Source organism: Arthrobacter sp. TJ-265, assembly GCF_058269135.1.
Window position 1 is genome coordinate 595078 of the sequence record NZ_JBZCND010000002.1, and the last position, 24378, is coordinate 619455.

The 24378-nt window shown below is 71.2% G+C and carries 25 protein-coding genes and 1 riboswitch; of the genes, 11 read left to right on the top strand and 14 right to left on the bottom strand.

Features of this window, described 5'->3' with window-relative positions; all coding sequences use genetic code 11:
- Positions 1-28 precede the first annotated feature (28 nt).
- The 3 genes from AC4D2E_RS11305 to AC4D2E_RS11315 are packed head-to-tail and all read left to right on the top strand — an operon-like array spanning position 29 to position 2331.
- The gene (locus tag AC4D2E_RS11305; protein WP_104168737.1) at positions 29-841 is read left to right on the top strand and encodes an amino acid ABC transporter substrate-binding protein; all 813 of its coding nucleotides are present in this window, start codon (positions 29-31) and stop codon (positions 839-841) included.
- Positions 842-893: 52 nt separating this feature from the next.
- The gene (locus AC4D2E_RS11310) at positions 894-1553 is read left to right on the top strand and encodes an amino acid ABC transporter permease (protein WP_104168738.1); all 660 of its coding nucleotides are present in this window, start codon (positions 894-896) and stop codon (positions 1551-1553) included.
- The gene (locus tag AC4D2E_RS11315) at positions 1540-2331 is read left to right on the top strand and encodes an amino acid ABC transporter ATP-binding protein (protein WP_490952685.1); all 792 of its coding nucleotides are present in this window, start codon (positions 1540-1542) and stop codon (positions 2329-2331) included. Before AC4D2E_RS11310 ends, AC4D2E_RS11315 begins: the two co-directional genes overlap by 14 nt.
- Before the next feature lie 77 nt (positions 2332-2408).
- On the opposite strand, the gene fdhD is transcribed toward AC4D2E_RS11315, so the two are convergent.
- The 8 genes from fdhD to AC4D2E_RS11355 form a co-directional block, all read right to left on the bottom strand.
- The gene (gene fdhD / locus AC4D2E_RS11320; RefSeq protein WP_104168740.1) at positions 2409-3236 is read right to left on the bottom strand and encodes a formate dehydrogenase accessory sulfurtransferase FdhD; all 828 of its coding nucleotides are present in this window, start codon (positions 3234-3236) and stop codon (positions 2409-2411) included.
- A 93-nt stretch (positions 3237-3329) separates the two neighbouring features.
- Positions 3330-4607 (bottom strand): molybdopterin molybdotransferase MoeA, encoded by a 1278-nt coding sequence (locus AC4D2E_RS11325; protein WP_104168741.1) that lies wholly within the window; start codon positions 4605-4607, stop codon positions 3330-3332.
- A complete protein-coding gene (locus tag AC4D2E_RS11330; RefSeq protein ID WP_104168742.1) occupies positions 4604-4888 on the bottom strand; it encodes a DUF6457 domain-containing protein in 285 nt (94 codons plus the stop codon). Before AC4D2E_RS11330 ends, AC4D2E_RS11325 begins: the two co-directional genes overlap by 4 nt.
- A 17-nt stretch (positions 4889-4905) precedes the next feature.
- Positions 4906-5526: a molybdenum cofactor guanylyltransferase gene (gene mobA / locus AC4D2E_RS11335; protein ID WP_104168743.1), complete on the bottom strand. Its 621-nt coding sequence runs from the start codon at positions 5524-5526 to the stop codon at positions 4906-4908.
- A complete protein-coding gene (locus tag AC4D2E_RS11340) occupies positions 5523-6020 on the bottom strand; it encodes an HNH endonuclease (RefSeq protein ID WP_490911057.1) in 498 nt (165 codons plus the stop codon). Before AC4D2E_RS11340 ends, mobA begins: the two co-directional genes overlap by 4 nt.
- 220 nt (positions 6021-6240) lie before the next feature.
- The gene (locus AC4D2E_RS11345; protein ID WP_490952686.1) at positions 6241-7167 is read right to left on the bottom strand and encodes an NlpC/P60 family protein; all 927 of its coding nucleotides are present in this window, start codon (positions 7165-7167) and stop codon (positions 6241-6243) included.
- Positions 7168-7193: 26 nt separating this feature from the next.
- Positions 7194-8087 carry an NlpC/P60 family protein gene (locus AC4D2E_RS11350; RefSeq protein WP_490952687.1) on the bottom strand — a complete coding sequence of 298 codons (894 nt, stop codon included), beginning with the start codon at positions 8085-8087 and terminating at the stop codon, positions 7194-7196.
- 4 nt (positions 8088-8091) lie between these two features.
- A riboswitch (cyclic di-AMP (ydaO/yuaA leader) is annotated at positions 8092-8259 on the bottom strand.
- Positions 8260-8391: 132 nt separating this feature from the next.
- Positions 8392-9090 carry an iron-dependent transcriptional repressor DtxR gene (locus AC4D2E_RS11355; RefSeq protein ID WP_490911060.1) on the bottom strand — a complete coding sequence of 233 codons (699 nt, stop codon included), beginning with the start codon at positions 9088-9090 and terminating at the stop codon, positions 8392-8394.
- 250 nt (positions 9091-9340) lie between these two features.
- On the opposite strand from AC4D2E_RS11355, the gene serC reads away from it, so the two are divergent.
- Positions 9341-10465: a phosphoserine transaminase gene (serC, locus tag AC4D2E_RS11360; protein WP_490952688.1), complete on the top strand. Its 1125-nt coding sequence runs from the start codon at positions 9341-9343 to the stop codon at positions 10463-10465.
- Positions 10466-10534: 69 nt separating this feature from the next.
- Here the strand turns inward: serC and AC4D2E_RS11365 are convergent, their stop codons facing one another.
- From AC4D2E_RS11365 to AC4D2E_RS11375, 3 genes are read right to left on the bottom strand one after another with little or no spacing between them, the layout of a single operon-like run.
- Positions 10535-11812, bottom strand: coding sequence for an MFS transporter (locus AC4D2E_RS11365; RefSeq protein WP_490911062.1), 1278 nt, complete (start codon positions 11810-11812; stop codon positions 10535-10537).
- A 34-nt stretch (positions 11813-11846) separates the two neighbouring features.
- Positions 11847-12464, bottom strand: coding sequence for a DUF3027 domain-containing protein (locus AC4D2E_RS11370; RefSeq protein ID WP_490952689.1), 618 nt, complete (start codon positions 12462-12464; stop codon positions 11847-11849).
- A gap of 9 nt (positions 12465-12473) precedes the next feature.
- A complete protein-coding gene (locus AC4D2E_RS11375; protein WP_104168751.1) occupies positions 12474-12857 on the bottom strand; it encodes a cold-shock protein in 384 nt (127 codons plus the stop codon).
- 166 nt (positions 12858-13023) lie between these two features.
- Between AC4D2E_RS11375 and AC4D2E_RS11380 the strand changes: the two genes are divergently transcribed.
- From AC4D2E_RS11380 to AC4D2E_RS11405, 6 genes are all read left to right on the top strand, one after another.
- Entirely contained in the window at positions 13024-13314 is a 291-nt protein-coding gene (locus AC4D2E_RS11380) for a hypothetical protein (protein WP_490911064.1), read from the top strand.
- A 99-nt stretch (positions 13315-13413) separates the two neighbouring features.
- On the top strand, positions 13414-15831 hold the full coding sequence (locus AC4D2E_RS11385) for a helicase-associated domain-containing protein (RefSeq protein ID WP_490952690.1): 2418 nt from the start codon (positions 13414-13416) through the stop codon (positions 15829-15831).
- On the top strand, positions 15824-17479 hold the full coding sequence (locus tag AC4D2E_RS11390) for a DNA repair helicase XPB (RefSeq protein ID WP_490952691.1): 1656 nt from the start codon (positions 15824-15826) through the stop codon (positions 17477-17479). The genes AC4D2E_RS11385 and AC4D2E_RS11390 overlap by 8 nt, the downstream gene beginning before the upstream one ends.
- Before the next feature lie 59 nt (positions 17480-17538).
- Positions 17539-18249 (top strand): response regulator transcription factor, encoded by a 711-nt coding sequence (locus AC4D2E_RS11395; protein WP_104168755.1) that lies wholly within the window; start codon positions 17539-17541, stop codon positions 18247-18249.
- Positions 18250-18259: 10 nt separating this feature from the next.
- On the top strand, positions 18260-19861 hold the full coding sequence (locus tag AC4D2E_RS11400) for a sensor histidine kinase (RefSeq protein ID WP_490952692.1): 1602 nt from the start codon (positions 18260-18262) through the stop codon (positions 19859-19861).
- Positions 19862-19922: 61 nt separating this feature from the next.
- Complete coding sequence (locus AC4D2E_RS11405; protein WP_104168756.1) at positions 19923-20213, top strand: WXG100 family type VII secretion target; 291 nt, start codon at positions 19923-19925, stop codon at positions 20211-20213.
- A 97-nt stretch (positions 20214-20310) separates the two neighbouring features.
- On the opposite strand, the gene groL is transcribed toward AC4D2E_RS11405, so the two are convergent.
- From groL to AC4D2E_RS11420, 3 genes are all read right to left on the bottom strand, one after another.
- Positions 20311-21945 carry a chaperonin GroEL gene (gene groL, locus AC4D2E_RS11410; protein WP_104168757.1) on the bottom strand — a complete coding sequence of 545 codons (1635 nt, stop codon included), beginning with the start codon at positions 21943-21945 and terminating at the stop codon, positions 20311-20313.
- A gap of 518 nt (positions 21946-22463) precedes the next feature.
- On the bottom strand, positions 22464-23075 hold the full coding sequence (locus AC4D2E_RS11415) for a LytR C-terminal domain-containing protein (RefSeq protein WP_490952693.1): 612 nt from the start codon (positions 23073-23075) through the stop codon (positions 22464-22466).
- Positions 23076-23117: 42 nt separating this feature from the next.
- A complete protein-coding gene (locus AC4D2E_RS11420; protein WP_104168759.1) occupies positions 23118-23423 on the bottom strand; it encodes a DUF3263 domain-containing protein in 306 nt (101 codons plus the stop codon).
- Between the two features lie 109 nt (positions 23424-23532).
- Between AC4D2E_RS11420 and AC4D2E_RS11425 the strand changes: the two genes are divergently transcribed.
- Positions 23533-24348, top strand: a complete 816-nt coding sequence (locus tag AC4D2E_RS11425; protein WP_490952694.1) for a uracil-DNA glycosylase — start codon at positions 23533-23535, stop codon at positions 24346-24348.
- Positions 24349-24378 lie beyond the last annotated feature (30 nt).

The window sequence follows — 24378 nt, forward strand, 5'->3', positions numbered from 1 at the left end:
GCCGCCCCCCACCTCAAGGAAGCATCCCATGAATCACCGCCTGTCCCTGCTCGGTACCGCTGCTGCCCTCACGCTGGCGCTTGCCGGCTGCTCGTCGTCGACCCCCGCCGGCGAATCCTCGGAGTCCGCCGGGGCGACCTCCCTGCAGGAGATCCAGGACGCGGGGGTCCTGACCGTGGGCACCGAGGGCACGTACAAGCCCTTCAGCTACCACGAGGACGGCAGCGGGGAACTCACCGGCTACGACGTCGAGGTCATCACGGCCGTCGCCGAGAAGATGGGCGTGGAGGCGGAGTTCGAGGAGACGCAGTGGGACGCGATCTTCGCGGGTCTCGAGGCGGGCCGGTTCGACGTCATCGCGAACCAGGTCTCCATCACGGACGAGCGCAAGGAGACCTACGATTTCTCCGTGCCGTACACGGTCAGTTCCGGCGTGATCGTCACGCGCGCCGACAACGACGAGATCTCCTCCTTCGAGGACCTCCAGGGCAAGACGACGGCGCAGTCCCTGACGAGCAACTGGAACGAGCTCGCGACCGAGAGCGGCGCGAACGTCGAGCCCGTCGAGGGCTGGGCGCAGTCCGTGACCCTCCTCGAGCAGGGCCGCGTGGACGCCACGATCAACGACGAGCTGACCTACCTGGACTACCAGAACACCACCGGGAACGAGGGCATCAAGATCGCGGCCACCACCGACGAGTCCTCCCAGAGCGCCGTCGCCGTCCGCAAGGGCAGCCCCGAGCTGGTGGATGCCATCGACACCGCGCTCGAGGAGCTGCGCGCCGACGGGACCCTCGCGGAGATCTCCGGGAAGTACTTCGGCTCCGACGTCAGCCAGTGATTCCGGCACCACGGTCTCCGCGGCGGGCCGCACCGGCCCGGGGCGCTGACTGATGGACTGGGAGCTGCTACGCACGTCCTTCTGGCCCTTGCTCTCCGGGGGCCTGACGGGGACCATCCCGCTCTCGCTGGCGTCCTTCGCGATCGGACTCGCCCTCGCCCTCGTCGTCGCGCTCATGCGCATCAGCGGCCAGCCCGTCCTGTCCGGGATCGCCCGCTTCTACGTGTCGGTCATCCGGGGCACCCCGCTGCTGGTGCAGCTGTTCGTGATCTTCTACGGGCTGCCGTCCATCGGCCTGACCATCGATCCGTGGCCGAGCGCGGTCATCGCGTTCTCCCTCAACGTCGCGGGGTATGCCGCCGAGATCCTGCGCGCCGCCATCCTGTCCGTACCCAAGGGCCAGTGGGAGGCGGGCCACACCATCGGGATGTCCCGCACGCTCACCCTGCGGCGGGTCATCCTGCCGCAGGCGGCGCGCGTCTCCGTTCCGCCGCTGTCCAACACGTTCATCAGCCTCGTCAAGGACACCTCCCTGGCGTCGCTGATCCTCGTGACGGAGCTCTTCCGCGAGGCGGAGCAGATCGCCGCCTTCTCCCAGCAGTTCATGCTGGTCTACCTCGAGGCCGCCGCGATCTACTGGGTGTTCTGCCTCGTCCTGTCCAGCGGCCAGTCCGTGCTCGAGAAGCGATTGGATCGTTATGTTGCCCGCTGATCCCCTGCGTCCGCCCGCCGCGGAGGGCCCCCTGCTGCAGGTCACGGACCTGCAGAAGTCCTTCGGGACCAACCGGGTGCTCTCCTCGATCGACCTGCAGATCGACAGCGGGCAGGTCGTGGCCCTCGTGGGCCCGTCCGGATCGGGCAAGACCACCGTGCTGCGCTGCCTGAACGGGCTGGAGACGCCCGACGCCGGCGTGGTCGCCTTCCGCGGAGGTCCGTCGGTTGATTTCGGGGCGAAGGTCCCGAAGAAGGAGGCCCTGTCGCTGCGCGACCGCAGCGCCATGGTCTTCCAGAACTACAACCTGTTCCCGCACATGACCGTGCTGGAGAACATCATCGAGGGCCCCGTGCAGGTGCAGAAACGGCCTCGGAAGGAGGCGGTCGCGGACGCGGAGCGGCTGCTCGCGCGCGTGGGCCTCGCGGAGAAGCGGGACGACCACCCCTTCAACCTGTCCGGCGGGCAGCAGCAGCGTGTCGGGATCGTGCGGGCGCTGGCGCTGCAGCCGGACCTGCTCCTGTTCGACGAGCCGACGTCGGCCCTGGACCCCGAACTGGTCGGCGAGGTGCTCGCCGTCATCAAGGAACTCGCCGAGGAGAAGTGGACCATGGTGATCGTGACCCATGAGCTGGCCTTCGCCCGCGAGGTCGCGGACGAGGTCGTCTTCATGGACGGCGGGGTCGTCGTCGAGCACGGGCATCCCGACCAGGTGCTGCGCCGTCCCCGCGAGGAGCGCACGCGCCGCTTCGTGCAGCGCCTGCTCAACCCCTTCTAGGCGACTTGCAGGGCAGCCGGCTGCCCGAGCGCCGGTTGCCCGGTCAGGCCGCCCGGCCGGCTGCCCGAGCAGGCCGGTCAGGCCGCGATGCGCTCCGGGTGCGAGTAGCAGTTCAGCGTGGTGCCGCGGCTGAAGCCCACGAGCGTCAGCCCGGCGTCGTCCGCGAGGTCCGCCGCCAGCGACGACGGCGCGCTCACGGCCGCGAGGACCGGGATGCCCGCGAGCTGCGCCTTCTGCACGAGTTCGAAGGACGCCCGTCCGGAGACCTGCAGGATCATCCCGCGCAGCGGCAGCATGCCCTCGCGCAGGGCCCAGCCCACCACCTTGTCGACGGCGTTGTGCCGTCCCACGTCCTCCCGGAGGCACAGCAGCTCCCCTTCGGCGGAGAAGAGCCCCGCAGCGTGCACACCGCCCGTGCGGTCGAACAGCTTCTGGCTCTCGCGCAGGCGGTCCGGCAGGGAGGCCAGGATCCCGAGGTCCACGGGCGACGCGTCGGTGTGCAGGTCGAACCGCGAGGACTTCCGGACCGCGTCGATGGACGCCGTGCCGCAGATCCCGCACGAGCTCGAGGTGTAGACGTGGCGCTCCATGGCCGTGTCCGGCAGTTCGACACCGGGCCGGAGCTGGGCCTCCACCACGTTGAAGGTCTGCTGCCCGTTGTCGTCCACGCCCGCGCAGTACCGCAGGCTCGGCAGCTGGCCCGGCTCCCAGACCACACCCTCCGAGACGAGGAAGCCCGCCACGAGGTCGAAGTCGTCGCCCGGCGTGCGCATCGTCACGGTGAAGGCCCTCCCGTCGAGGCGGATCTCCAGCGGCTCCTCCCCCGCGAGCACGTCCTCGCGACGGCCCGTCTGCGCTCCCACCCGGAACTTGGTGATGCGGCGGCGCTGCGTGACCCGGTTCATTCGGACTCCTTACCTCGGCCCCGGACGAGGTCAGTCGACCCCGGGCACTATCTGGTGTGTCGGCTTCGACACAGAAACGTGGACGCCGTTGGGCTACGTCCGTGGACCCGCGGGTGGTGACCACGGCAGCGACAGGGCCTGCACCGCATCGCCGGCCCCGCAGCCCTCCGCGGGGACCACCATCACGCCGTCGGCTGCGGCGAGCCCACGGAGCATCCCGGAACGCTGGTGCGTACTCGGCACGGCCTGCCCGGACTCCATCCGGTAGGGCACCAGGCGGCTCCTCCCCGGCAGGGGTTCGAAGGCGTCGGCCGTCACCACCGGTGACGGCTCGTCCAGGGACGAACCGCGCAGGCCCGCGAGCAGGGGCCCGGCAACCGTGATCATCGCCATCATCGCGGCCAGCGGGTTGCCGGGGAGCCCCACGAGGAAGCGCCCGTCGGGTAGCCGTGCGAGCAGCGTCGGGTGCCCGGGCCGCATGGCGATGCCGTCGATGATCATCTCCGCCCCGACCTCCATGAGTGCCCGGCGGATGTGGTCGGCCATGGAGCTGCCGGTCCCGCCCGTCGTGATGAGTACGTCGCCGGACGCCCGGGCGAGGGAGAACTCGTCGGTGGGTTCGGCGCTGATGGCCGCCACGACGTCGTCGAGGTCGTCCTTCGCACGGCCCGACACGTCGACGTGCCCGCCCAGCATCGCGACGAAGCCGGGCAGCTGGGGACCGAAGGTGTCACGCACCTGGCCCGCGTGCGGCAGCCCGTGCTCGATCACCTCGTCACCGGTCATCAGCAGCGACACGCGCGGTGCCCGCAGGACGGCGAGCGTGTCATGGCCACAGACCGCCGCGAGGGCGATCTGGGCGGGGTTGAGGACGACGCCGGCGGGGATTGCCAGGGAGCCCTCCTCCGCCTCCTCACCGGCGGGCCTGACATGCTCGCCGGGCGACGGCTCGTCGGGGCGCGCGGACCCGTTGCGGTTCAGCGTGCCCCCGCGGACCGCGCCGTGCTCGGTGCGGAGGATGCCGACGGCGTTTTGGGGCACCACACCGCCCGTGAGGATGAAGGTCGCCTCGCCAGGCGCGAGCGAGACCTCCCCGGAATCGCTGTGCGGGGTCGCCCTGCCCCGCGGGTGGTCCTCCGGTTCGGGGCGGCTCACGAGCGTCCACGGCGGTTCGCCGTTGACCGCCCAGCCGTCCATCGCGGACGACGCATAGTGGGGGATGGACTGCAGGGCGTGTACCGGCTCCGCGAGGGTCTGCCCGAGCGCGTCGGCGAGGGGCACGGTCTGGAACGGCAGGGGGCGCCCGGCACCGTAGGCCAGGGTACGGGCCGTCGCCCAGTCGACATTCGTTGCTGCGCCGCCCTCGATCATGCGGTGCCGCCTTCCGCCGCGGCCTCCGCGCACAGGGCGTCGGCGACCCCCAGGGCCGAGCGCATGGCCACGTCCTCGTCGGCCTGCCCGCTGCCGACGGCGAGACCGGCGGCGTAGCCCACCACGAACGTCGTCAGGGGCGCGGCAGGGCGCACCACGCCGTGGGCCGCCTTGCCGGCCAGGCCGAGGACGGCGTCGATGTCCACATCCGTCCCGTCGATCTCGAAGGCGGCGAGCAGCCGTTCGGTCCATTCGTGCAGCAGCTTCTGGCGATCGTCCATGAGCCCTCCGGGAGGTTCTAGGGGACGTCGACTCCCAGTACCCTCGCATCAGCCCAGGTGTCGACGTCGTGCGTTGTGCCCGGCGGAACCGGGACAGGTCTGGTCCTCACACTAGCAAGGAGGCTGCGCATCGACAGGTTGTCGGCTGTCCCGGTAGCGAGGATCGCGTCCACGGCGGCCGCCAGATCGTCGCTCCGGTAGAGCGCCGCGAGCGGCTGGGCGCGGCCCCCGTCCACGGCCACGAGCGATGCGTCCTCGTCGGCGGCGGCCTCGGCGAGCAGCACGTCGACGAGCTCGGCGACGCGCGGCATGTCACAGGCGACGACGGCGCACCAGGGCGCCCGTCGGCGGCCCGCCCCCGTCCGGAACCCGGCCACGAGGGCGGCTGCGGGTCCGGTGAAGGCCGGCTCCTCACGCACGAACGACGGCGCACCCGGCATCGCGCGCCCGCCGTCGGCCCGGGGGTCGGGCCCCACGACCACCATCTGCCCGGCGTCGGCGAGCGCGGCGCACGTCCGCTCCAGCAGGGTCACTCCCTCCACGACCAGCCCGGCTTTCGGGACACCGCCGAGGCGGGAGGACCGCCCCCCGGCGAGGATCACGGCGTCGAACCGAGGGCGGTCCCCTCCGGTCCTCACGCGGCGGTCTCCGTGAGGAACTCGCTCCACTGCGGCGCGGGCCTCTCCAGTTCGCGGATCTGCCACTGGGGTCCGCGGGGCGGGCGCGGGACGACCCTCAGGGTCCAGCCGAGGCTGGCGAGGGTCTTGTTCCCCTTGGCGTTGTTGCATCTCAGGCAGCAGGCCACGAGGTTCTCCCAGGTGTCGCCGCCGCCCCTCGACCTCGGCATCACGTGGTCGATGGTGGACGCCGCCTTCCCGCAGTAGGCGCACAGGTGGTTGTCACGGCGCAGTACTCCTCGCCTCGTCGCCGCGAAGTCCTGGCGATAGGGGACCTTCACGTATCTGTTGAGCAGGATCACCGAGGGCCTTCCGAAGACGTCCGCAGGACCGACCACCGGGTCGTCGTCCTCTGCCACGACGCTCGCCTTCCCCGTCAGGACAAGGACCAGCGCCCGGCGGAAGGTGACGACCGCCAGCGGTTCATATCCTGCATTCAGAACGAGAGTGCGCATGCGCCTTGCCCCATTGCTGACCTGGTCCCGCAACCGGTTGCTGTCCCGGGCATCGGGAGAAGTGCTTCGGATGGACACTGCAAGGGTAAGCCGCACCCGGCCGTCCGCGGAACGCCGGGCCGGCGATGTGCGGGCTCCTGCTTCTGCTACCTCCGGTGGGAGCCGAACGGCAGGAGGACCGGCACGTGTGCCGGTCCTCCTGCATCCACAGCCGTTCGGGTCAGCCGCCCACGCGGATGTACACGCCGCCGGAGCCGAGCTCGGCCGGAGCGATGACCGTGGTGTTGCCGTTGAATCCGCCGTGGACGGCCTGGCCGCCGCCGATGTACACCGCGATGTGGGCCTTGCCCATGCCGCCGTCGGCGTAGTAGATCAGGTCACCGGGGATGGCCTCGCCGGCACTCACCGTGCGGCCGAGGGACAGGTACCCGGCCGGCCAGCCGTGGAAGTTGATCCCGGCCGCGGCGAGGGAGTTGCTTGCGAGGCGCGTGCAGTCCTGCATGACGCCGAGCTGGCCCTTGGCCGCGGCGGCGATGGTCGCTGCCACACCGGAGGAGGGTGCGGGCGCCGGAGCCGGTGCCGGTGCCGGTGCGGGTGCGGGCGCCGGAGCACCCGCCGCCGCGCGTGTCTCCGCGACGGGCGCGGCCGGCGCTTCGATCGGGGCTGCCACAGCGGGAGCCATGATTGCAGCAGGTGCTGCGACAGCAGGCGCCACGGCCACGGGGGCTTCGACAACCGGCGCCTCAGCGACGGGTGCCTCGACGACGGGAGCCTCGACGACGGGAGCCTCGACAGGAGCCTTCTCGACGACGGGGGCCTTCTCGACGACGACCGGCTTGGCCTTCACCTTGACCGGGGTCATGGCGAAGGACACGACGGTCTTGTCCGAGGCGACGACGGGCGCGCGGGAGGAGGTCAGGGCCACGGTGGACGCCCGGACCTCACGCTGGGGCTGGAGGTCCGCCGCGTTGGCAGCGACCCCGCTGGTCAGGACGAGCCCGGAGGCCGCCGCGAAGACGGCCGCCTGTCGGCCCATCCCGCCCGCCTGGGTGGACACGGTCCGTGCGAGGACGGCGAAGGCCGCAGCGTTGCCGGCGTCGTCGCGGTGGCGGGCGGGGGCAGGGCGGAAGGACATGAGTGATGACATGAGGGTGTTCTCCGAGTGTGGGGGGGCTAGCGGACGCGGACGAAGCCGGCGCCGGGAAGGTCTGAGAGGTTGTGCAGGCCGGTGTTCATGCCGTTGAGGCCGCCACTGACGACCTGGCCGTTCCCGACGTAGATCGCGACATGGCCGCCCGTGATCACGAGGTCACCGGGAGCGGGCGATCCGACGACGGCGCCGAACTGGAAGAACTGGCCGGGAGCGAGGTCGCCCACGGACTTGCCGACCGAGCGCAGGGCCTTCTCGACCATGGCGGTGCAGTCCTGCGCGACGCCGATCTGCGAGTACGCCGAACCGACCAGGCCGGCGGCGACGCCGGAGGACGGGGCGGGAGCCGGCCTCCGGGCGGCGGGCACCGCAGCGACGGGGGCCGGCGCGCCCACGGCAGCGGGAGCGACGGCAGCGGGGGCTGCGACGACGGGAGCGACGGCAGCCGGGGCAGCGGGGGCCGGTGCGACCACGGCAACGGGGGCGACGGCGGCGGTCGGTGCCACCACGGGAGCAGCCTCGACCGGGGCGACGGCGGCAGCGGGCGGGGCCGGGACGGCGACCGGCGGAACCTCCACGGGAGCCTCCTCGATGGCCGGGGCCTCGACGGGCTTCGGGGCGGCCTCCACCTCGACGGCGACGCGGTCGAAGGACACCGTCGCCGTGGCCGGCACGGTGACCGCGGCCGTCACCACACGATCGATGCTCAGGGTCGCGGAGGACTGCACCTCGCGCTCTGCCCCTGCGGTCCCGTGGGCCGGCAGACCGGCGGTGAGGACGAGGCCTGACGCTGCGACGATGACGGCGGCCTGGCGACCGACGGATCCGGCATTGGATGCGACGGCGGCGGACAGACCGGTCAGCGGACTGATGTTCCGGGGCGCGCGGTGGCGGCCCGGCGAAGAGCTGATGGACACGTTGGAGACCTCTCCCAACGCCTGCGAGGTGAGCTGTCGGATTCGGATGGGAGTCACCCGGCCGCTGCGTGAACAGCGACTTAACCCCAAGGATCTCTTCTCAGAGACCCAGAATTGGTTCCCCCGCCTCTGCCATGCGATGGTGCGGACGAACCTCCGGCAATGGCAGAGCTAGGCGATTTGCAGGAGGGTGCTGGATCCAGAGCGAGCCCGGCACATTTCGAACGCTACAACACACCACGAGATATGTCACATTCCGATCACGGAACGGTGTGTTTCTGGTGACGAAGGTCTCGGGAGGCGGTCAGTCCCCGACGGAGACGAAGACGTGCGAGGCGACCTCGGGCGGCAGTTCGAGGGCACCTTCGACACCGGGGACGCGCACGGAGACGTACCCTCCCACCGATTCGAGACTGAGCCGTGCGCCCGGGCGCAGCCCGCCCTCGTCGAGCTGGGTGAGGAGTTCGGGGTCCACCTGGATGGGTTCGGCGAGGCGCGCGAGCGTGACCAGGCTGCCGGGCGTGTAAGTGGCCATCGCGGACAGCAGCGTGACCACGCCGTCCGTGAACAGCTCCGATTCCACGCCGCCGATGGCCGCCAGGCCGGGGATCGGGTTGCCGTAGGGAGAGTCCGAGGGCTTGCCGAGGAGCTCGTACAGTCGGCGCTCCACGCGCTCGCTCATGACGTGCTCCCAGCGGCATGCCTCGTCGTGCACGTATGCCCAGTCGAGTCCGATCACGTCGCTCAGGAGGCGCTCCGCGAGACGGTGCTTCCTCATCACGCCGGTGGCGCGGCGCCGGCCGGTCTCGGTGAGCTCGAGGTGCCTGTCACCGGAGACGACCACGAGGCCGTCGCGTTCCATCCGGCCGATGGTCTGGGACACGGTGGGGCCGGAGTGGCGCAGCCGCTCGGCGATGCGCGCACGGAGCGCGACGATGTTCTCTTCCTCGAGCTCAAGGATGGTCCGCAGGTACATCTCGGTGGTGTCGATGAGGTCCGTCATGCGGTTCAGCTCCTTGGTGCGGTGCGGGTGCGCGGCTGGACTGCCTCACGCCGGTGAGGGGTGCGGCCATCGGCCCGGTTCCGCCCCACGCCTCCCAAGGTTAACGCATGGCATCACGGGCCCGGCAATCCTGGGGCCGGCCGTGCCCGGGCTGCCGAAGCGTCCTCCCCGGGGGCGTTAACAAATGGAGGGCCATCGGCCGCTGGGGCAGAATTGAGGTCTGCACCCCCGTCCCAGAGTTGGAGCCCCCTTGAGCGAATCATCCCGCATCCCCGCACACCTCCTCCCCTCGGACGGCCGCTTCGGTGCAGGTCCGTCGAAGGTCCGGAGCGGTCAGGTCGACGCCCTCGTCGCGGCCGGCACCTCCCTCCTGGGGACCTCCCACCGCCAGGCCCCGGTCCGCGACCTCGTGGGGCGCGTCCGCGAAGGGCTCCGCGCCTTCTTCGCCGCCCCCGACGGGTACGAGGTGGTCCTCGGTGTGGGCGGCTCGACGGCCTTCTGGGACGTCGCCACGTTCGGGCTCGTCGACCGGAGGGCCCAGCACCTCTCCTTCGGGGAGTTCGGTTCCAAGTTCGCGTCCGCCACGAACAAGGCACCGTTCCTCGACGCCTCCAGCGTCCTCACGAGTGAGCCGGGCACCCGGCCGGAGGCGACGGCGGAGGCCGGCGTCGATTTCTATGCCTGGCCGCAGAACGAGACCTCCACCGGCGTTGCAGCACCCGTCCGGCGGGTCGAGGGCGCCGACGACGGAGCCCTCGTCGTCGTCGATGCCACCTCCGCAGCGGGCGGGCTCGACGTCGACGTCTCCCAGGCGGACGTCTACTACTTCGCGCCGCAGAAGAACTTCGCCTCGGACGGCGGCCTGTGGCTCGGCCTGTTCTCCCCCGCCGCGCTGGAGCGCGCGGCGCGCATCGCCGCCGGTGACCGCTGGATCCCGGATTTCCTCGACCTGCAGACGGCTATCGACAACTCGCGCCTCAACCAGACCTACAACACGCCGTCGCTCTCGACGCTCGTGACGCTGGAGGCCCAGGTGCAGTGGCTCAATGCGCAGGGTGGCCTGCCCTTCGCGGCGGCCCGGACTGCGGACTCGGCGGGGCGGCTGTACCGCTGGGCGGAGGCCTCCCCCGTGGCGCGCCCCTACGTGACCCGTCCCGAGGACCGCTCGAACGTGATCGTCACGGTGGACTTCGACGAGGCGGTGGACGCGGCCCGGATCGCCGCCATCCTGCGCGCCAACGGGGTCGTCGACGTCGAGCCGTACCGGAAGCTGGGGCGCAACCAGCTCCGCGTGGCCACCTTCGTGGCCATCGAGCCCGACGACATCTCGGCCCTCATCGGCTGCATCGACCACGTGGTCGAGAACCTCCTGTAGGTCCGTACATCCGGGGATCCGGTCCGCCGCGCCGACCCCCGCAGGCGGGCCTGCTCCGCGGTGCCCCCCCTACGGCGTGGGGTCGGACGCTCCGGCCTCGTGGTCGATGCGCAGGCGCCTCGGCGCCGAGCGGTCGTAGCGCAGCCGCACGTCGTGGTAACGCCATGCCCAGAAGATTCCCACCCCGGCGGCGATCAGCCCGGACGCCGCCGCGACCCCGAGGCTCCACCGCGGGCCGAACATGTCCGAGACCCACCCCACCACCGGCGCTCCGAGCGGCGTCCCCCCGAGGAAGATGGCGAAGTACAGGGCCATGACGCGCCCGCGCATGGCCGGCTCCGTGGTGGTCTGCACGTAGGCGTTGGCGCTGGTCATGAGCGTGAGTGCGAACAGGCCCACGGGCACGAGCGCCAGCCCGAAGAGCCACAGGGTGGGGGCCAGGGCGGCCAGCGCGCACGCGATCCCGAAGGCCGCCGAGGCGCCGAAGATGAATCGCAGGCGCGGCCTGTCGCGCCGCGCGGAGAGCAGCGCGCCCGCGACGGAGCCCACCGCCATCACCGAGGACAGCACGCCGAAGACCCCTGCGCCCTGGCCGAACTCGGTGCGCGCCATCGCGGCGATGAACACCGCGAAGTTCAGTCCGAAAGTGCCGACGATGAAGATCGCGAGCATCACGATCATGAGGTCCGGCCGGTGCCGCACGTAGCGGAAGCCCGCCCTGATGCGCCCCTTGCCCGGCACCGGCCGCGGTTGCGCGTTCAGTTCCGAGCTGCGCATCGCCAGCAGCACGTAGACCATCGCACCGAACGTCAGCGCGTTGATCATGAACACCCAGCCGGGCCCTACGCCCGCGGTCAGCAGTCCTGCGATGGCGGGACCGACGAGGCGTGCCCCGTTGAAGGAGGCGCTATTGAGCGCCACGGCGTTGGGGAGGTAGTCGTCGCGCACGAGGTCGGACACGAACGCCTGCCGGGCGGGGGCGTCGAAGGCCGAGACGACGCCGAGCGCGAGGGCGAAGGCGTAGACGTGCCAGAGGGCGGCGACGTCCAGGAGGACCATCAGTCCGAGGCCGACGCCCAGCAGCGCCATGGCCACCTGCGTGGTGACGAGGAGCTTCCGCCGGTCGACGGTGTCCGCGATGAGGCCCGCCCACGGGGCGATGACGAGTTGGGGCCCCAGCTGCAGGGCCATGACGATGCCGAGCGCCGACGCGTTCTGCTCGGTCAGGATGTCGTAGACCAGCCAGTCCTGCGCGGTCCGCTGCATCCACGTGCCGATGTTGGAGACCAGCGCCCCGATGAACCAGAGCCTGTAGTTGTGGATACCGAGGGACCGGAAGGTGCTCACGCCCCTCCCCTTCCGCTCCGGCACCACACGTGGATCACTCGGCGTCGGGCCGTCCCGCGGCGGAGGCCTCCGGATCGTCCTCGCCGGCCACCGGGGTCCCGCCCGTATCGGCGGTGACGGCAGTGCCGGCCGCATCGGCGGTGCCGGACCCGTCGGCAGCACCTGTTCCGTCGGTCGCCCCGGAGCCTGCAGCAGCATCCGACGGCGACGCCTCGTCCTGCGGCGAGTCCTCGGGACGCACACGCTGGGACCAGGGCAGCCACTCGGGTGCCAGCAGGGAGGCCGGGGAGGGCAGCAGCCCCACCTCGCAGACCGTCACGTCCTTGCTCCGCGCCACGCGGGCCACGCTCGCGTACCACTGCCATCCGCCGTATCCGGGCACGAAGGCCTCGAACCGGTGGGTGACCAGGCGCTCTCCCTCGATCACGGCCGACACATGGCGTCCCACCTGCGCCTCGGGGGCGATCTCCAGCACTCCCTGACGCGCCCGCTCCACGGCGGCTTCGAGTACGGAGTCGGTCTTCGGGATGCGGCGGGTCACCCGGGGCTTGCGCGCGGCCTCGGCGACGGCGGGTACGTCGGTGCCCTCGGCGGTCGCTTCGATGTCGGTCGACGGCGCGCCGTCGACGGCGTCCAGGTTGCTCGGGGTCATGATCGAAGCCTACGCGTCGAGGTCGTCGGCAACCGCGCGCAGGACCGCCGCGACCTTCGCCGCGTGCGCCTTCTCCGGGTAGCGCCCCTTGCGGAGACCGTTGGAGACGCCGTCGAGCAGCTTGATGAGATCCTCCGTGATGACGGCCATGTCGTCGGCGCTCTTCCGGGTTGCCCTGGCGACGGAGGGAGGCTGCTCGAGGATACGCGCGGAGAGGGCCTGGGGGCCGCGACGCCCGTCGGCGACGCCGAACTCCAGCTTCGTGCCCACTTTGACCTCGGTCACGCCCGCCGGCAGGGCCGAGGCGTGCAGGAACACTTCCTTGCCGTCGTCCGTGGCCAGGAATCCGAATCCCTTGTCCGCGTCGAACCACTTCACTTTGCCGATGGGCACGTCGTCTACCTCTTCTTGGCTGTACCGGGCGGTGTCACCGGCGGCCCTGGCCCGGTCCACGCAGGCCGCCTGGCACCCAGGCGGACTGCTGCCGCCGGGAAGTCTGTGTCTCCTAGGGTATAGCGTCGTGAGCGGCCCGCCGCGGTTCTTGTAGTCTGGGACGGCTATGACCCCTGACGAACCGGCCACGAACCCCACCTCCGACCATCCCGGCGACGCAGCGGTGCCGGGCGGTGCACCCGGACGGTCGTCGCGGAGCCGGTTCCTGGTGATGGTCCTCGCGGTGGCCTTCGCCGGCGTCGGCCTGGTGTCCCTGGCGGCCATCCTGATGACGGCCTTCCTGCAGGGCAACGTATGGCCCGGCTTCGTGCTGGCCAGCTACTTCTGCCTCCCGATCGCGTTCCTCCTGATGGTCTCGCTGCTCGTCCGGTCCGTCATCTCCCGCCGGAACTCCTGAGACCACGACCGATCCGAGCGCTGCACGCCGTACGACGGGCGTCACAAGGCGCGCACCTGACCACGCGCCGTGTCAGCGGCGCCGGGTAATCTTGGGGTGATGTCCGCAATCCGAGCACTGGCCGATCAGCTGGCCCTCCGGAGCGATGACGACCTGCGCCGCCTCCTCACCGTCCGGCCCGACCTCATCCTTCCCCCGGTGCCGGACTTCGCCGCGCTCGCCGCCCGGGCGTCCTCGCGCACGAGCCTGCAGCGGGCACTGGACAACATCACGCGGCCCCAGCTCCAGGTCCTCGAGGCCCTCGTGGTCCTCACCGAGGACGACGGCGCCGCGGTGCCGTCCGCCCGTCTCGCCGCCGCCCTGTCGCAGGGAAGCACCGACGCCGTCGAGGCGTTCCTCGACGACCTCGCCCGGCGCGCCCTCGTCGTCGGGTCCGCGGCGGAGGGCTTCCTGCCCGTCGGAGCGATGGCCGACGCCGTGGCGCCCTACCCGGCGGGCCTCGGCCGCTCCTTCCGGACCCTCGCCCGCTCCATCCCGCGGTTCGGTCCCGCGCTCGTCCGCGCCGCCGCGGTCCTCGCCCCGGACTCCGGGCACGAGGCGGGAACGTCGGCCGCCGCCGCGCGGGTGCTGGATGGGGTGACTGCGGACCCGGAGGCCTGGGACCGGCTCATGGCCGGTGCCCCCGACGGCGTGGAGGCCCTGCTCGCCCGCCTCCGTGACACCCCGGTCGGTTCGACGGCGACCGGAGGTGCCGGCGGTGCCCCGCCTGCCGTGCAGTGGCTCCTGGACCGCTGCCTGCTGGCACCGCTGGACGCCCTCCACGTCGAGCTCCCCCGCGGCGTCGGCAGGGCCGTCCGCGGCCACGCCGTCTTCGCGTCCCTCGATCGGGACCCGCCGTCCACCGATGCGCGGACCACCCGGGCGACGCTGCGTGACAACGCGGCATTCGGCGCGATCGCGGAAACCCTGCGACAGGTGGGATCCCTGCTCGCGGTCGTCGCCGGCTCCCCCGTCTCCACCCTCCGCTCCGGCGGCGTGGGCGTGCGCGAGCTCCGGCGCGTCCGCGAGGCAGTGCACTGCAGCGACGGCGAGGCCGCCTGGCTGCTCGAACTCGCGGCCGCCGTCGGACTCCTCGTCCTCGATCCGGACGACTCCCGCTGGAAGACCGCCCAGCCCGATGCCTGGGAGACGCTGGACCGGGACGCCCAGTGGCAGCTGCTCGTCGAGGGATGGCTCGCCGTGGACCGCGCCCCGGCGCTCGTCGGATCGAAGCTGCCGGACGGCACCTCCGTCAACGCCCTCGCCGCGGAGGCGTCCCGGCCCGACGCCCCGATGGTGCGCCGGCGGCTCCTGTCCGTCGCCCTCGAACTGTCGGACACCCCCGCGGACGCGCCCGGCACGGTCGGGTCCGGAGCGGCCGGCACCGTCCGCGTCCTGACCGAGCAGGCCGTCGTCGGGCTCGCCACCTGGCACCAGCCGCGCCTGCACCGGCGCTTCTCCCGGCTCGTCCCCGGCATGCTGACGGAGGCCGCCGCGCTCGGGCTGACGGGCGGCGGCGCGCTCTCCGGGCCCGGCAGGCTCGTCGCCCAGGGCCGCTTCGGGGACGCCGCCCTCGGTGTGCGGGACGCCCTGCCGGCCCCTGTCTCCCATGTGGTGCTGCAGGCCGATCTCACCGCCGTCGCCCCCGGGTACCTGCAGCCCGCGGTCGCGCGCGGCCTCCTGCGCATGTCCACCCCCGAGGGTCAGGGACCGGCCACGACCTACCGTTTCTCCGCCGACTCCCTCCGTACCGCGCTCGACGCCGGGGAGGACGCCCCCTCCATCCTCGACTTCCTCCGCACGCACTCCGCGACGGAGATCCCGCAGGCCCTGACGTATCTCGTCGAGGACACCGCGTCCCGGTACGGCGGTCTCCGGGTGGGCCGGGCCGGCAGCTACCTGCGCACGGAGGACGACGCCGTCGCCGCCGCAGTCCTGGCGGACCCGCGCGCCGCGGTGCTCGGCATCGTGCAGATCGCACCGACCGTGCTGGTGTCCCCCGCCTCCGCCCAGGAGCTGACCGGTCTCCTGCGCGACCTCGGTTTCGCCCCGGCGTCGGACCCCGTGACCGCCGTCGGACCCACGCCCGCCGGGCCGGTCGAACCGTCCTCACCCGGCAGGGCGCCGGACCAGCTCCGGTCGCGGCTCAACCCGTGGTCCGTCGCCGAGGAGGAGATCACGGCGCAGCTGGCCGCCCTCCGCACCCCGGGCCCCGCGACCGCCGATCCGGCGGGGGCCGCCGACAGCGAGACGCTGCTCGGGCTGGAGACGCTCCGCGCGGCCATCCGGTCACGCAGCAGGATCCGCCTCGGCACCGCGGACAGCGAGGGGAATCACGTGCGCCAGGTCCTTGTTCCCCTCTCGGTGTCGGGAGGCCGCCTGCGGGTGTTCGATCCCGAGAACCAGGTGGAGAAAGTCGTGTCCGTACACCGCGTCATGGACGTGGAGATCCTCGAAGGGAGCGCCGCCGATGGTTGACGGGCCGCTGATCGTCCAGAGCGACAAGACCATCCTGCTCGAGGTGGACCACGAGCAGGCCACCGAGGCGCGCCACGCGATCGCCGCGTTCGCCGAACTCGAACGTGCGCCCGAGCACGTGCACAGCTACCGGCTCACGCCCCTCGGGCTGTGGAACGCCCGCGCCGCCGGACTCGACGCCGAGCACGTCCTCGACACCCTCCTGACGTACTCCCGCTTCCCGGTGCCGCATGCCCTCCTGATCGACATCGAGGACACGATGTCCCGCTACGGGCGCCTCCGACTCGAGAAGGACCCGCAGCACGGCCTCGTGCTGCGCACCACGGACTATCCCGTCCTCGAGGAGGTCCTGCACGCGAAGAAGATCCAGCCCCTCCTCGGGCCCAGGATCGACGACGAGACCGTCGTCGTGCACTCCTCCCAGCGCGGGCAGCTGAAGCAGCTGCTGCTGAAGCTCGGGTGGCCGGCGGAGGACTTCGCGGGCTATGTGGACGGGACACCGCACCCGATCGTGCTCGACGAGGACGGCTGGACGCTGCGCCCGTACCAGAAGCTCGCGGTCGAGAACTTCTGGTCGGGCGGCTCGGGTGTCGTCGTCCTGCCGTGCGGCGCGGGGAAGACCCTCGTGGGCGCCGCCGCCATGGCCACGAGCCAGACCACCACACTGATCCTCGTCACCAACACGGTGTCCGCGCGGCAGTGGAAGGACGAGCTGCTCAAGCGGACATCCCTGACGGAGGACGAGATCGGGGAGTACTCCGGGGCGGTGAAGCAGGTCCGCCCGGTGACGATCGCGACGTACCAGGTCCTCACGATGAAGCGCGGCGGCCTGTACCCGCACCTCGAGTTGCTCGACGCCAACGACTGGGGCCTGATCGTGTACGACGAGGTGCACCTCCTCCCGGCGCCGATCTTCAAGATGACCGCGGACCTGCAGGCCCGCCGGCGGCTCGGCCTCACCGCGACGCTCGTCCGGGAGGACGGCCGCGAGGGCGAGGTCTTCTCACTCATCGGGCCGAAGCGCTACGACGCGCCCTGGAAGGACATCGAGGCGCAGGGGTACATCGCCCCCGCGGACTGCGTGGAGGTGCGCGTCGACCTGCCGCGGGACGAGCGGGTCGCCTACGCGATGGCCGACGACGGCGACAAGTACCGCCTGTGCGCGACGTCGGACACCAAGTCCGACGTGGTGGAGAAGCTCGTCGCGGCGCACCGGGGCGAGCAGCTGCTCGTCATCGGCCAGTACATCGACCAGCTCGACGACCTCGCGGCGCGCCTCGACGCCCCCGTGATCAAGGGCGAGACCCCCGTGAAGGAGCGGCAGCGGCTTTTCGACGCCTTCCGGGCCGGGGAGATCACCGTGCTCGTGGTGTCGAAGGTGGCGAACTTCTCCATCGACCTCCCGGAGGCGTCCGTCGCGGTCCAGGTGTCCGGCTCGTTCGGGTCCCGCCAGGAGGAGGCCCAGCGCCTCGGACGGCTGCTGCGCCCGAAGGCGGACGGGCGGGCGGCCCGGTTCTACACCGTCGTGGCCCGTGACACCCTCGATCAGGACTTCGCGGCGAAGCGCCAGCGCTTCCTGGCCGAACAGGGCTATGCGTACCGTATCCTCGATGCGGCGGCCATCGGGGACAAGGAGCCCAGGGACTGACCAGCAGGCGTACAGGAGCAGTCCAGCCAACTCACAGGCGGAGTGCGGATACTGGGAGGGTGAAAAAAACGGTCCCCGAAGCGAAACTCCTGGTCGTCGACGACGAACCGAACATCCGTGAACTCCTCTCGACGTCGTTGCGCTTCGCCGGTTTCGACGTCGTCGCCGCCGCGAACGGCCGGGAAGCCCTTGCCGCCGCCGAGACGCACAATCCCGATCTCGCCGTGCTCGACGTCATGCTCCCCGACATGGACGGCTTCACCGTCACGCGGCGGCTCCGCGCCGCGGGACGCCACTTCCCCGTGGTCTTCCTGACGGCCCGGGACGACACCGACGACAAGGTCACGGGCCTCACGGTCGGCGGGGACGACTACGTGACGAAGCCGTTCAGCCTCGACGAGGTCGTCGCGCGCATCCGCGCCGTCCTGCGCCGCACGCACCCGCTCGAGGACGACGACGCCGTGATCCGCGTCGCCGACCTGGAACTCGACGACGACGCCCACGAGGTCCGGCGCAACGGGGAGACCATCGAGCTCTCCCCCACCGAGTTCAAGCTCCTGCGGTACCTCATGATGAACCCGAACCGCGTCCTGTCCAAGGCCCAGATCCTCGACCACGTCTGGGAGTACGACTTCAACGGCGACGCGTCGATCGTCGAGTCCTACATCTCCTACCTGCGGCGCAAGATCGACAGGAACCCCGACGCCGTCGCCCTGATCCAGACCAAGCGGGGCGTGGGCTATCTGCTGCGCACCGCTGACAAGCGGTAGCACCGGCGACTTGGTCAAGCGTTGGAACGCGGCGTCGCTCCGCTCGCAGCTCGTGGCGATCATCATGCTCCTGATGATCGTCACGGTGGGCATCACGGGCCTCGCCACCGTCTCCCTCCTGCGGGACGGCCTGGTGGACCGCGTCGACCAGGACCTGTGGAACAACGCCAGGACCGTCGCGAACGACATCTACTCCACCGAGCCCCAGGCGGACGGCGCCGTGCTGAGGTACTACGCCGCGCTGCTGGACAGCGACGGCGGCGTGGTGGTGGCCAACCAGTCCGACGACGCCCTCGACGTACCGGACCTTGGGGGCATGACGCAGGAACGCATCATCGACCTCGACGGCGCCGGCTTCGACGTGCCCAGCACCGACGCCGACAGCCAGGGGTGGCGCGTGCGGATCTTCAGGTTCGCGAACACCGACGGGTACCTCGCGATCGCCTCCCGCCTGAACACGGTGAACGAATCGGTGCAGGAGGCGAAGGAGATCATCTTCACCTCCGGCCTCGTCACGACGGCCCTCGCCTCGCTCATCGCCTTCGTGACGGTGACGCGGCAGTTCGCACCACTCGCCCGGGTGGAGCGGACGGCGGCGGCGATCGCCACCGGCGACCTCTCCCGCCGCGTCGCCGTCGAACGCCCCGCGTCGGAGATCGGGCGGCTCTCCCGGTCCCTCAACGCGATGCTCGCGCACATCGAGCGGGCCTTCGCCGCCCGCACCGCGTCGGAGACCAAGATGCGGCGGTTCGTCGCCGACGCGTCCCACGAGTTGAGGACACCGCTCGTCACCATCCGCGGCTACTCGGAGCTGTACCGGCACGGCGCCCTGCAGAAGGACGAGGACGTCGCGGCCGCGATGGGCCGGATCGAGAGCGAGGCGATCCGCATGGGCCAGCTGGTCGAGGACCTGCTGACGCTCGCGCGGATCGACGAGCAGCGCCGGCCCGACGTGAAGCCCGTGGACCTCACGGTGCTCGGACATGACGCCGCCTTCGACGCGCGGGCTACCGCCCCGGATCGCACCATCACCGTCATCGGGCTCGACGGCGGCAGCCCCCGGTCCGCCCCCACCCGCGGGGACGAGGCCCGGCTCCGCCAGGTGGTCGCGAACCTCATGACCAATGCGCTGCGGTACACGCCCGCCGGTTCGCCGATCGAGATCGCGGTCGGCGTCGCTCCCGTCCTGCACGGCCACAGCGATTCCGTCCTCGAGGTGCGCGACCACGGTCCCGGCATCTCGGAGGACGACGCCGCCAAGGTCTTCGAGCGCTTCTACCGCGCGGACACCTCCCGGCACCGCGAGACCGGGGGCACGGGCCTCGGCCTCGCGATCGTCGCCGCGCTGGTGGCCCAGCACGACGGCACGGTCAGGCTCGAGGAGACCCCGGGCGGGGGCGCTACCCTGTCGATCCGGCTTCCGCACGTCCCCCTCGACGGGGACCTCACCGATGAGGGAGCGCCGGAGCAGGACGCCGCGACCGGTGAGGCGGTGACGGACGCGCCCCGGGACCCGGGCTCGGACCAGCACCCGGCCGTCCCGGACGGCCTCACCCCGCCCCAGGCCCCGCCTACGAAGCCCGTTGTCCACAAACGCCGGGACGCCCGCTGATCGTCCCGGTGCGTGCCCTAGCGTCGAGCGCGTCAAGGAAGCGCGAGCACAGGAGGACGGAATGGCATTCTTCAACGTGGACACCGACAGCCTGGCGGCCAAGAGCAGCCAGGTACAGGGCACCATCGGGAGGCTGCAGGCGGAGGTGAACTCCATGCAGGCCGGGCTCCGCGAACTGGAGGGACTCTGGACGGGGCAGGCGGCCACCAATTTCCAGCAACTCATCCTGCAGTGGCGGGCCACGCAGCAGCAGGTCGAGGAGTCGCTGACCGGCATCAATGCAGCCCTGAACGTCGCCACCCAGCAGTACGCCGATGCCGAGCAGAGCAACGCGCGGATGTTCATGAGCTGAGCCGGGCACTGCCGGGGCGCATGCGAAGGGCGGCACCCCTGTCCGGGAGTGCCGCCCTCCGTGCGTGCTGTGCGCGGGAGCCGCGCAGGCGGTGGGGCTAGAAGCCGCCCATGCCGCCCATGCCGCCCATGTCGTCGCCGCCGCCGGCAGGAGCTGCCTTCTCCGGCTTGTCGGCCACGACGGCCTCGGTTGTGAGGAACAGGCCTGCGATCGACGCTGCGTTCTGCAGGGCCGAGCGGGTGACCTTCACGGGATCGTTCACCCCGGCGGCGAGGAGGTCCTCGTACACGCCGGTAGCAGCGTTCAGGCCGTGGCCTGCAGGCAGGCCACGGACCTTGTCGACCACGACGCCGGGCTCGAGGCCGGCGTTGAAGGCGATCTGCTTGAGCGGTGCGTCGATGGCGACGCGGACGATGTTCGCGCCCGTCGCCTCGTCGCCCGTGAGCTTGAGGTTGGCGAACGCCTTGGCGCCGGCCTGGATGAGGGCCACGCCACCACCGGCGACGATGCCTTCCTCGACGGCAGCCTTCGCGTTGCGGACGGCGTCCTCGATGCGGTGCTTGCGCTCCTTGAGCTCGACCTCCGTTGCGGCGCCGGCCTTGATGACTGCAACGCCGCCGGCCAGCTTGGCCAGGCGTTCCTGCAGCTTCTCGCGGTCGTAGTCGGAGTCGGAGTTGTCGATCTCGGCGCGGATCTGCGCCACGCGTCCGGCGATGGCGTCGGCGTCGCCGGCACCCTCGACGATGGTGGTCTCGTCCTTGGTCACGACGACCTTGCGGGCGGTACCGAGCAGGTCGAGGGTAGCGGTCTCGAGCTTGAGGCCGACCTCCTCGGCGATGACCTGGCCACCGGTGAGGATGGCGATGTCGGCGAGCTGCGCCTTGCGACGGTCACCGAAGCCCGGAGCCTTGACGGCGACGGACTTGAAGGTGCCGCGGATCTTGTTGACCACGAGGGTCGCGAGGGCTTCGCCTTCGATGTCCTCGGCGATGATGAGCAGGGGCTTGCCCGACTGCATGACCTTCTCGAGGACTGCGACGAGATCCTTCACGTTGCTGATCTTCGAGTTCACGATCAGGACGTAGGGGTCCTCGAGGACCGTCTCCTGGCGCTCTGCGTCGGTGACGAAGTAGCCCGAGATGTAGCCCTTGTCGAAGCGCATGCCCTCGGTGAGTTCGAGCTCCAACCCGAAGGTGTTGGACTCCTCGACCGTGATGACGCCTTCCTTGCCCACCTTGTCCAGGGCTTCGGCGATGAGGGCGCCGATCTCGTCGTCACCGGCGGAGATGGAGGCCGTGGCAGCGATCTCCTCCTTGGTCTCGATCTCCTTGGCGGAGGCGAGCAGTTCCTCGGTGACGGCCTGGACGGCCTTCTCGATGCCGCGCTTGAGGCTCAGGGGGTCGGCGCCGGCTGCGACGTTGCGCAGGCCTTCCTTGACCAGGGCCTGGGCGAGCACGGTGGCGGTGGTGGTTCCGTCGCCTGCGACGTCGTCCGTCTTCTTGGCGACCTCCTTGACGAGCTCGGCACCGATCTTCTCGAACGGGTCGTCGAGTTCGATCTCCTTGGCGATGGACACGCCGTCGTTCGTGATGGTGGGGGCACCCCACTTCTTCTCGAGCACGACGTTGCGGCCACGAGGGCCGAGGGTCACCTTGACGGCGTCAGCGAGGATGTTGAGGCCCCGCTCGAGGCCGCGGCGGGCCTCTTCATCAAAAGAAATGATCTTGGCCATACGGCTTAGGTCCTTTCGGGACGGTTGCATTTCAGCATGTGAATGCTTGCCTGCGTGTGGTGCCCGCGACGGCCGGATGGAGCCGGAACGATCTCTTTCACGTTCCTGCTCCACCCCCACCACAGAGGTTTGCCTGCTTCACGCGCCACGCACAGTCTTAGCAGTCTGCGCGCGCGAGTGCTAACTCAATAATTAGCACTCCCACCCTATGAGTGCAACCCGCCTGGGCCACCCGGTGGGGGTCGTCACGCCGTCCGGCCGGTGATGTCCTGATGCCGTGGTGCGGACATCCGCAAGGGCACAGGTCGAGCGGACCACGTGTCCGGGGAGGCACAGTGTCGTCGTCAGCAGGCGGTCCGGACCCTGAGGAGTCCGCCGCGCAGGAGGGACCGACGCGCCGGCAGGTCGGGCGCCGAACGGCCCCGACCGCTGTGCCCCGACCCGACGGTGTCGTCGGCGGGCCGGCCTCCGGTGCTGCCCGGCGGACGCTGCCCCAGACGCCCTGCAGGGTCCGCCGGCTACTGGAACTCGGGGCCGAGGACCACCGAGATGGCCGGCGAGATACCGACGCTCTCGACGAGATTCGCGATGTCGAGGTCCGCGGCCACGGCTTCCGCGTCGGTACGCTGCTCCTCGCCGTTGTAGAAGACCACGGAAGCGTCCACGGGGACACCGGCCCAGTTCCCGGGGAGGGCGGACGTCCATCCGGCCGAAGCAAGCCGACCGGCCGCCACGGCCGCCAGGCCCGGCGTCCCCGTGCCGTTGAGGACGTTGACGGTCTGGGCCCGGTCCGCGGCATCCGCGCCCTCGGAGGCGTCCGCGGACGCGCCGTCGGTCGCGGTCCCGCCCGGCCCGCTCGTGGCTCCGGCAGATGCGGTGCCCGAGGGTTCCGACGTCGCGGAGGCCCCGGGGCTCGACCTCGGCGTCACGCCGGCGTCGGCCGCTCCCGTGAAGCCGAGGCGGGGCAGAAGGAAGAACGACCCCAGACCGACCAGGAGCGCCAGGACCCCCGCGGCGATCTTGAGGGCGAGGCCGTTGGACCGTGCCGTGATGATCCGCTCGCGGTGGACTCCCTGGCGCGCGGACGATGCCGGGACGCGGTCGAACTCGTCCCGTGGGTGATCAGTCATGGATGGGGGTGGTCCTTCGCTCGTCGAGAATGGCGGGACGTGCTAGATGTCCGCGCCGAGCCGGCGGGCCGAGCGTGCCTTCTGCCGGGTGGACCGGAGGCGCCTCAGCCTCTTGACGAGCATCGGATCGTGGGCGAGGGCCGCTTCGGTGTCGATGAGGGCGTTGAGCGCCTGGTAGTAGTGCGTGGCGGACAGGCCGAAGAGATCCCGGATGGCCTGCTCCTTGGCGCCGGAGTACTTCCACCATTCGCGTTCGAGGGCGAGCATCCGCTGCTCGCGGTCGCCCAGGGCCAGCCGGTCGTCCGTCCCGGACGTCGCGTCATCCGAATGCCGCTGTGGCTCGGCCATCTCTTCTGTGCCTTCCGTCAGCGGTCATAACTGTCATCCCATGATAATCGGGAATGACAACACTGTCATTCGGACGATATGATCCGGCTGCCCGGGCGAGAATGGGGTCATGACCTCCGCCGAACCCACCCTGTTCGACCTGCCGGACACGCCTGCGGGCGGCCGCGGGACCGGCACCGCGGAACCCCGGACCGACGGGCACCCGGCCCCGAACCCCTCGGTCTTCCCCTTCGCCGCCCCGGCCCGGATCGAGGACCTCGTTCCCGCCGACTGGGCGGCCGCGCTCAAGCCGGTGGAGCCCGTCCTCCACCGCCTCGCGGTGTCCCTGGCGGAGGACCTCGACAGCGGACGCCGGGTCCTGCCCGATGCCACCCGGATCCTCCGGGCCTTCACCACACCGCTGGACGGCGTCCGGGTGGTTCTCGTGGGGCAGGACCCGTACCCCACGGTCGGGCACGCCGTCGGGCTCAGCTTCGCCGTCGATCCGCGGACCCGGCCGATCCCCCGCAGCCTGGCGAACATCTACCGTGAACTCGCCTCCGACGTGGGCGCGCAGCCGCCCGCATCGGGCGATCTGTCCAGCTGGGCCGAGCAGGGTGTCCTCCTGCTCAACCGTGTGCTGACGGTCCGCGCCGGCGAGGCGGCGTCGCACCGGGGGTTGGGGTGGGAGGAGGTGACCGACGCCGCCATCCGCGCCCTCGTGGCGCGGGGCGGGCCGCTCGTGGCCATCCTGTGGGGCAAGGACGCACTCCGCCTCAAGCCGCTGCTCGGCCCGACGCCGACGGTCGAGTCGGTGCACCCCAGCCCGCTCTCTGCCTCCCGCGGGTTCTTCGGCTCCCGGCCCTTCACCCGCGCCAACGAACTCCTGACCCGGCAGGGCGCCGACCCCATCGACTGGACGCACACGGCGGGCCGGACCGGCTGACGCGGCCCCGCGGGGCGACGGCGTCGCCGC

Coding starts and splice junctions, on each gene's coding strand:
- AC4D2E_RS11325 (WP_104168741.1), bottom strand. CDS start 4,607: ATGATCGAGGGCGGCGCAGCAACGAATGTCGACTGGGCGACGGCCCGT.
- AC4D2E_RS11305 (WP_104168737.1), top strand. CDS start 29: ATGAATCACCGCCTGTCCCTGCTCGGTACCGCTGCTGCCCTCACGCTG.
- groL (WP_104168757.1), bottom strand. CDS start 21,945: ATGGCCAAGATCATTTCTTTTGATGAAGAGGCCCGCCGCGGCCTCGAG.
- AC4D2E_RS11345 (WP_490952686.1), bottom strand. CDS start 7,167: ATGTCATCACTCATGTCCTTCCGCCCTGCCCCCGCCCGCCACCGCGAC.
- AC4D2E_RS11385 (WP_490952690.1), top strand. CDS start 13,414: ATGTCCGCAATCCGAGCACTGGCCGATCAGCTGGCCCTCCGGAGCGAT.
- AC4D2E_RS11370 (WP_490952689.1), bottom strand. CDS start 12,464: ATGACCCCGAGCAACCTGGACGCCGTCGACGGCGCGCCGTCGACCGAC.
- AC4D2E_RS11415 (WP_490952693.1), bottom strand. CDS start 23,075: ATGACTGATCACCCACGGGACGAGTTCGACCGCGTCCCGGCATCGTCC.
- AC4D2E_RS11390 (WP_490952691.1), top strand. CDS start 15,824: ATGGTTGACGGGCCGCTGATCGTCCAGAGCGACAAGACCATCCTGCTC.
- AC4D2E_RS11330 (WP_104168742.1), bottom strand. CDS start 4,888: ATGGACGATCGCCAGAAGCTGCTGCACGAATGGACCGAACGGCTGCTC.
- AC4D2E_RS11310 (WP_104168738.1), top strand. CDS start 894: ATGGACTGGGAGCTGCTACGCACGTCCTTCTGGCCCTTGCTCTCCGGG.
- AC4D2E_RS11380 (WP_490911064.1), top strand. CDS start 13,024: ATGACCCCTGACGAACCGGCCACGAACCCCACCTCCGACCATCCCGGC.
- AC4D2E_RS11355 (WP_490911060.1), bottom strand. CDS start 9,090: ATGACGGACCTCATCGACACCACCGAGATGTACCTGCGGACCATCCTT.
- AC4D2E_RS11340 (WP_490911057.1), bottom strand. CDS start 6,020: ATGCGCACTCTCGTTCTGAATGCAGGATATGAACCGCTGGCGGTCGTC.
- AC4D2E_RS11420 (WP_104168759.1), bottom strand. CDS start 23,423: ATGGCCGAGCCACAGCGGCATTCGGATGACGCGACGTCCGGGACGGAC.
- AC4D2E_RS11315 (WP_490952685.1), top strand. CDS start 1,540: ATGTTGCCCGCTGATCCCCTGCGTCCGCCCGCCGCGGAGGGCCCCCTG.
- AC4D2E_RS11425 (WP_490952694.1), top strand. CDS start 23,533: ATGACCTCCGCCGAACCCACCCTGTTCGACCTGCCGGACACGCCTGCG.
- AC4D2E_RS11405 (WP_104168756.1), top strand. CDS start 19,923: ATGGCATTCTTCAACGTGGACACCGACAGCCTGGCGGCCAAGAGCAGC.
- fdhD (WP_104168740.1), bottom strand. CDS start 3,236: ATGAACCGGGTCACGCAGCGCCGCCGCATCACCAAGTTCCGGGTGGGA.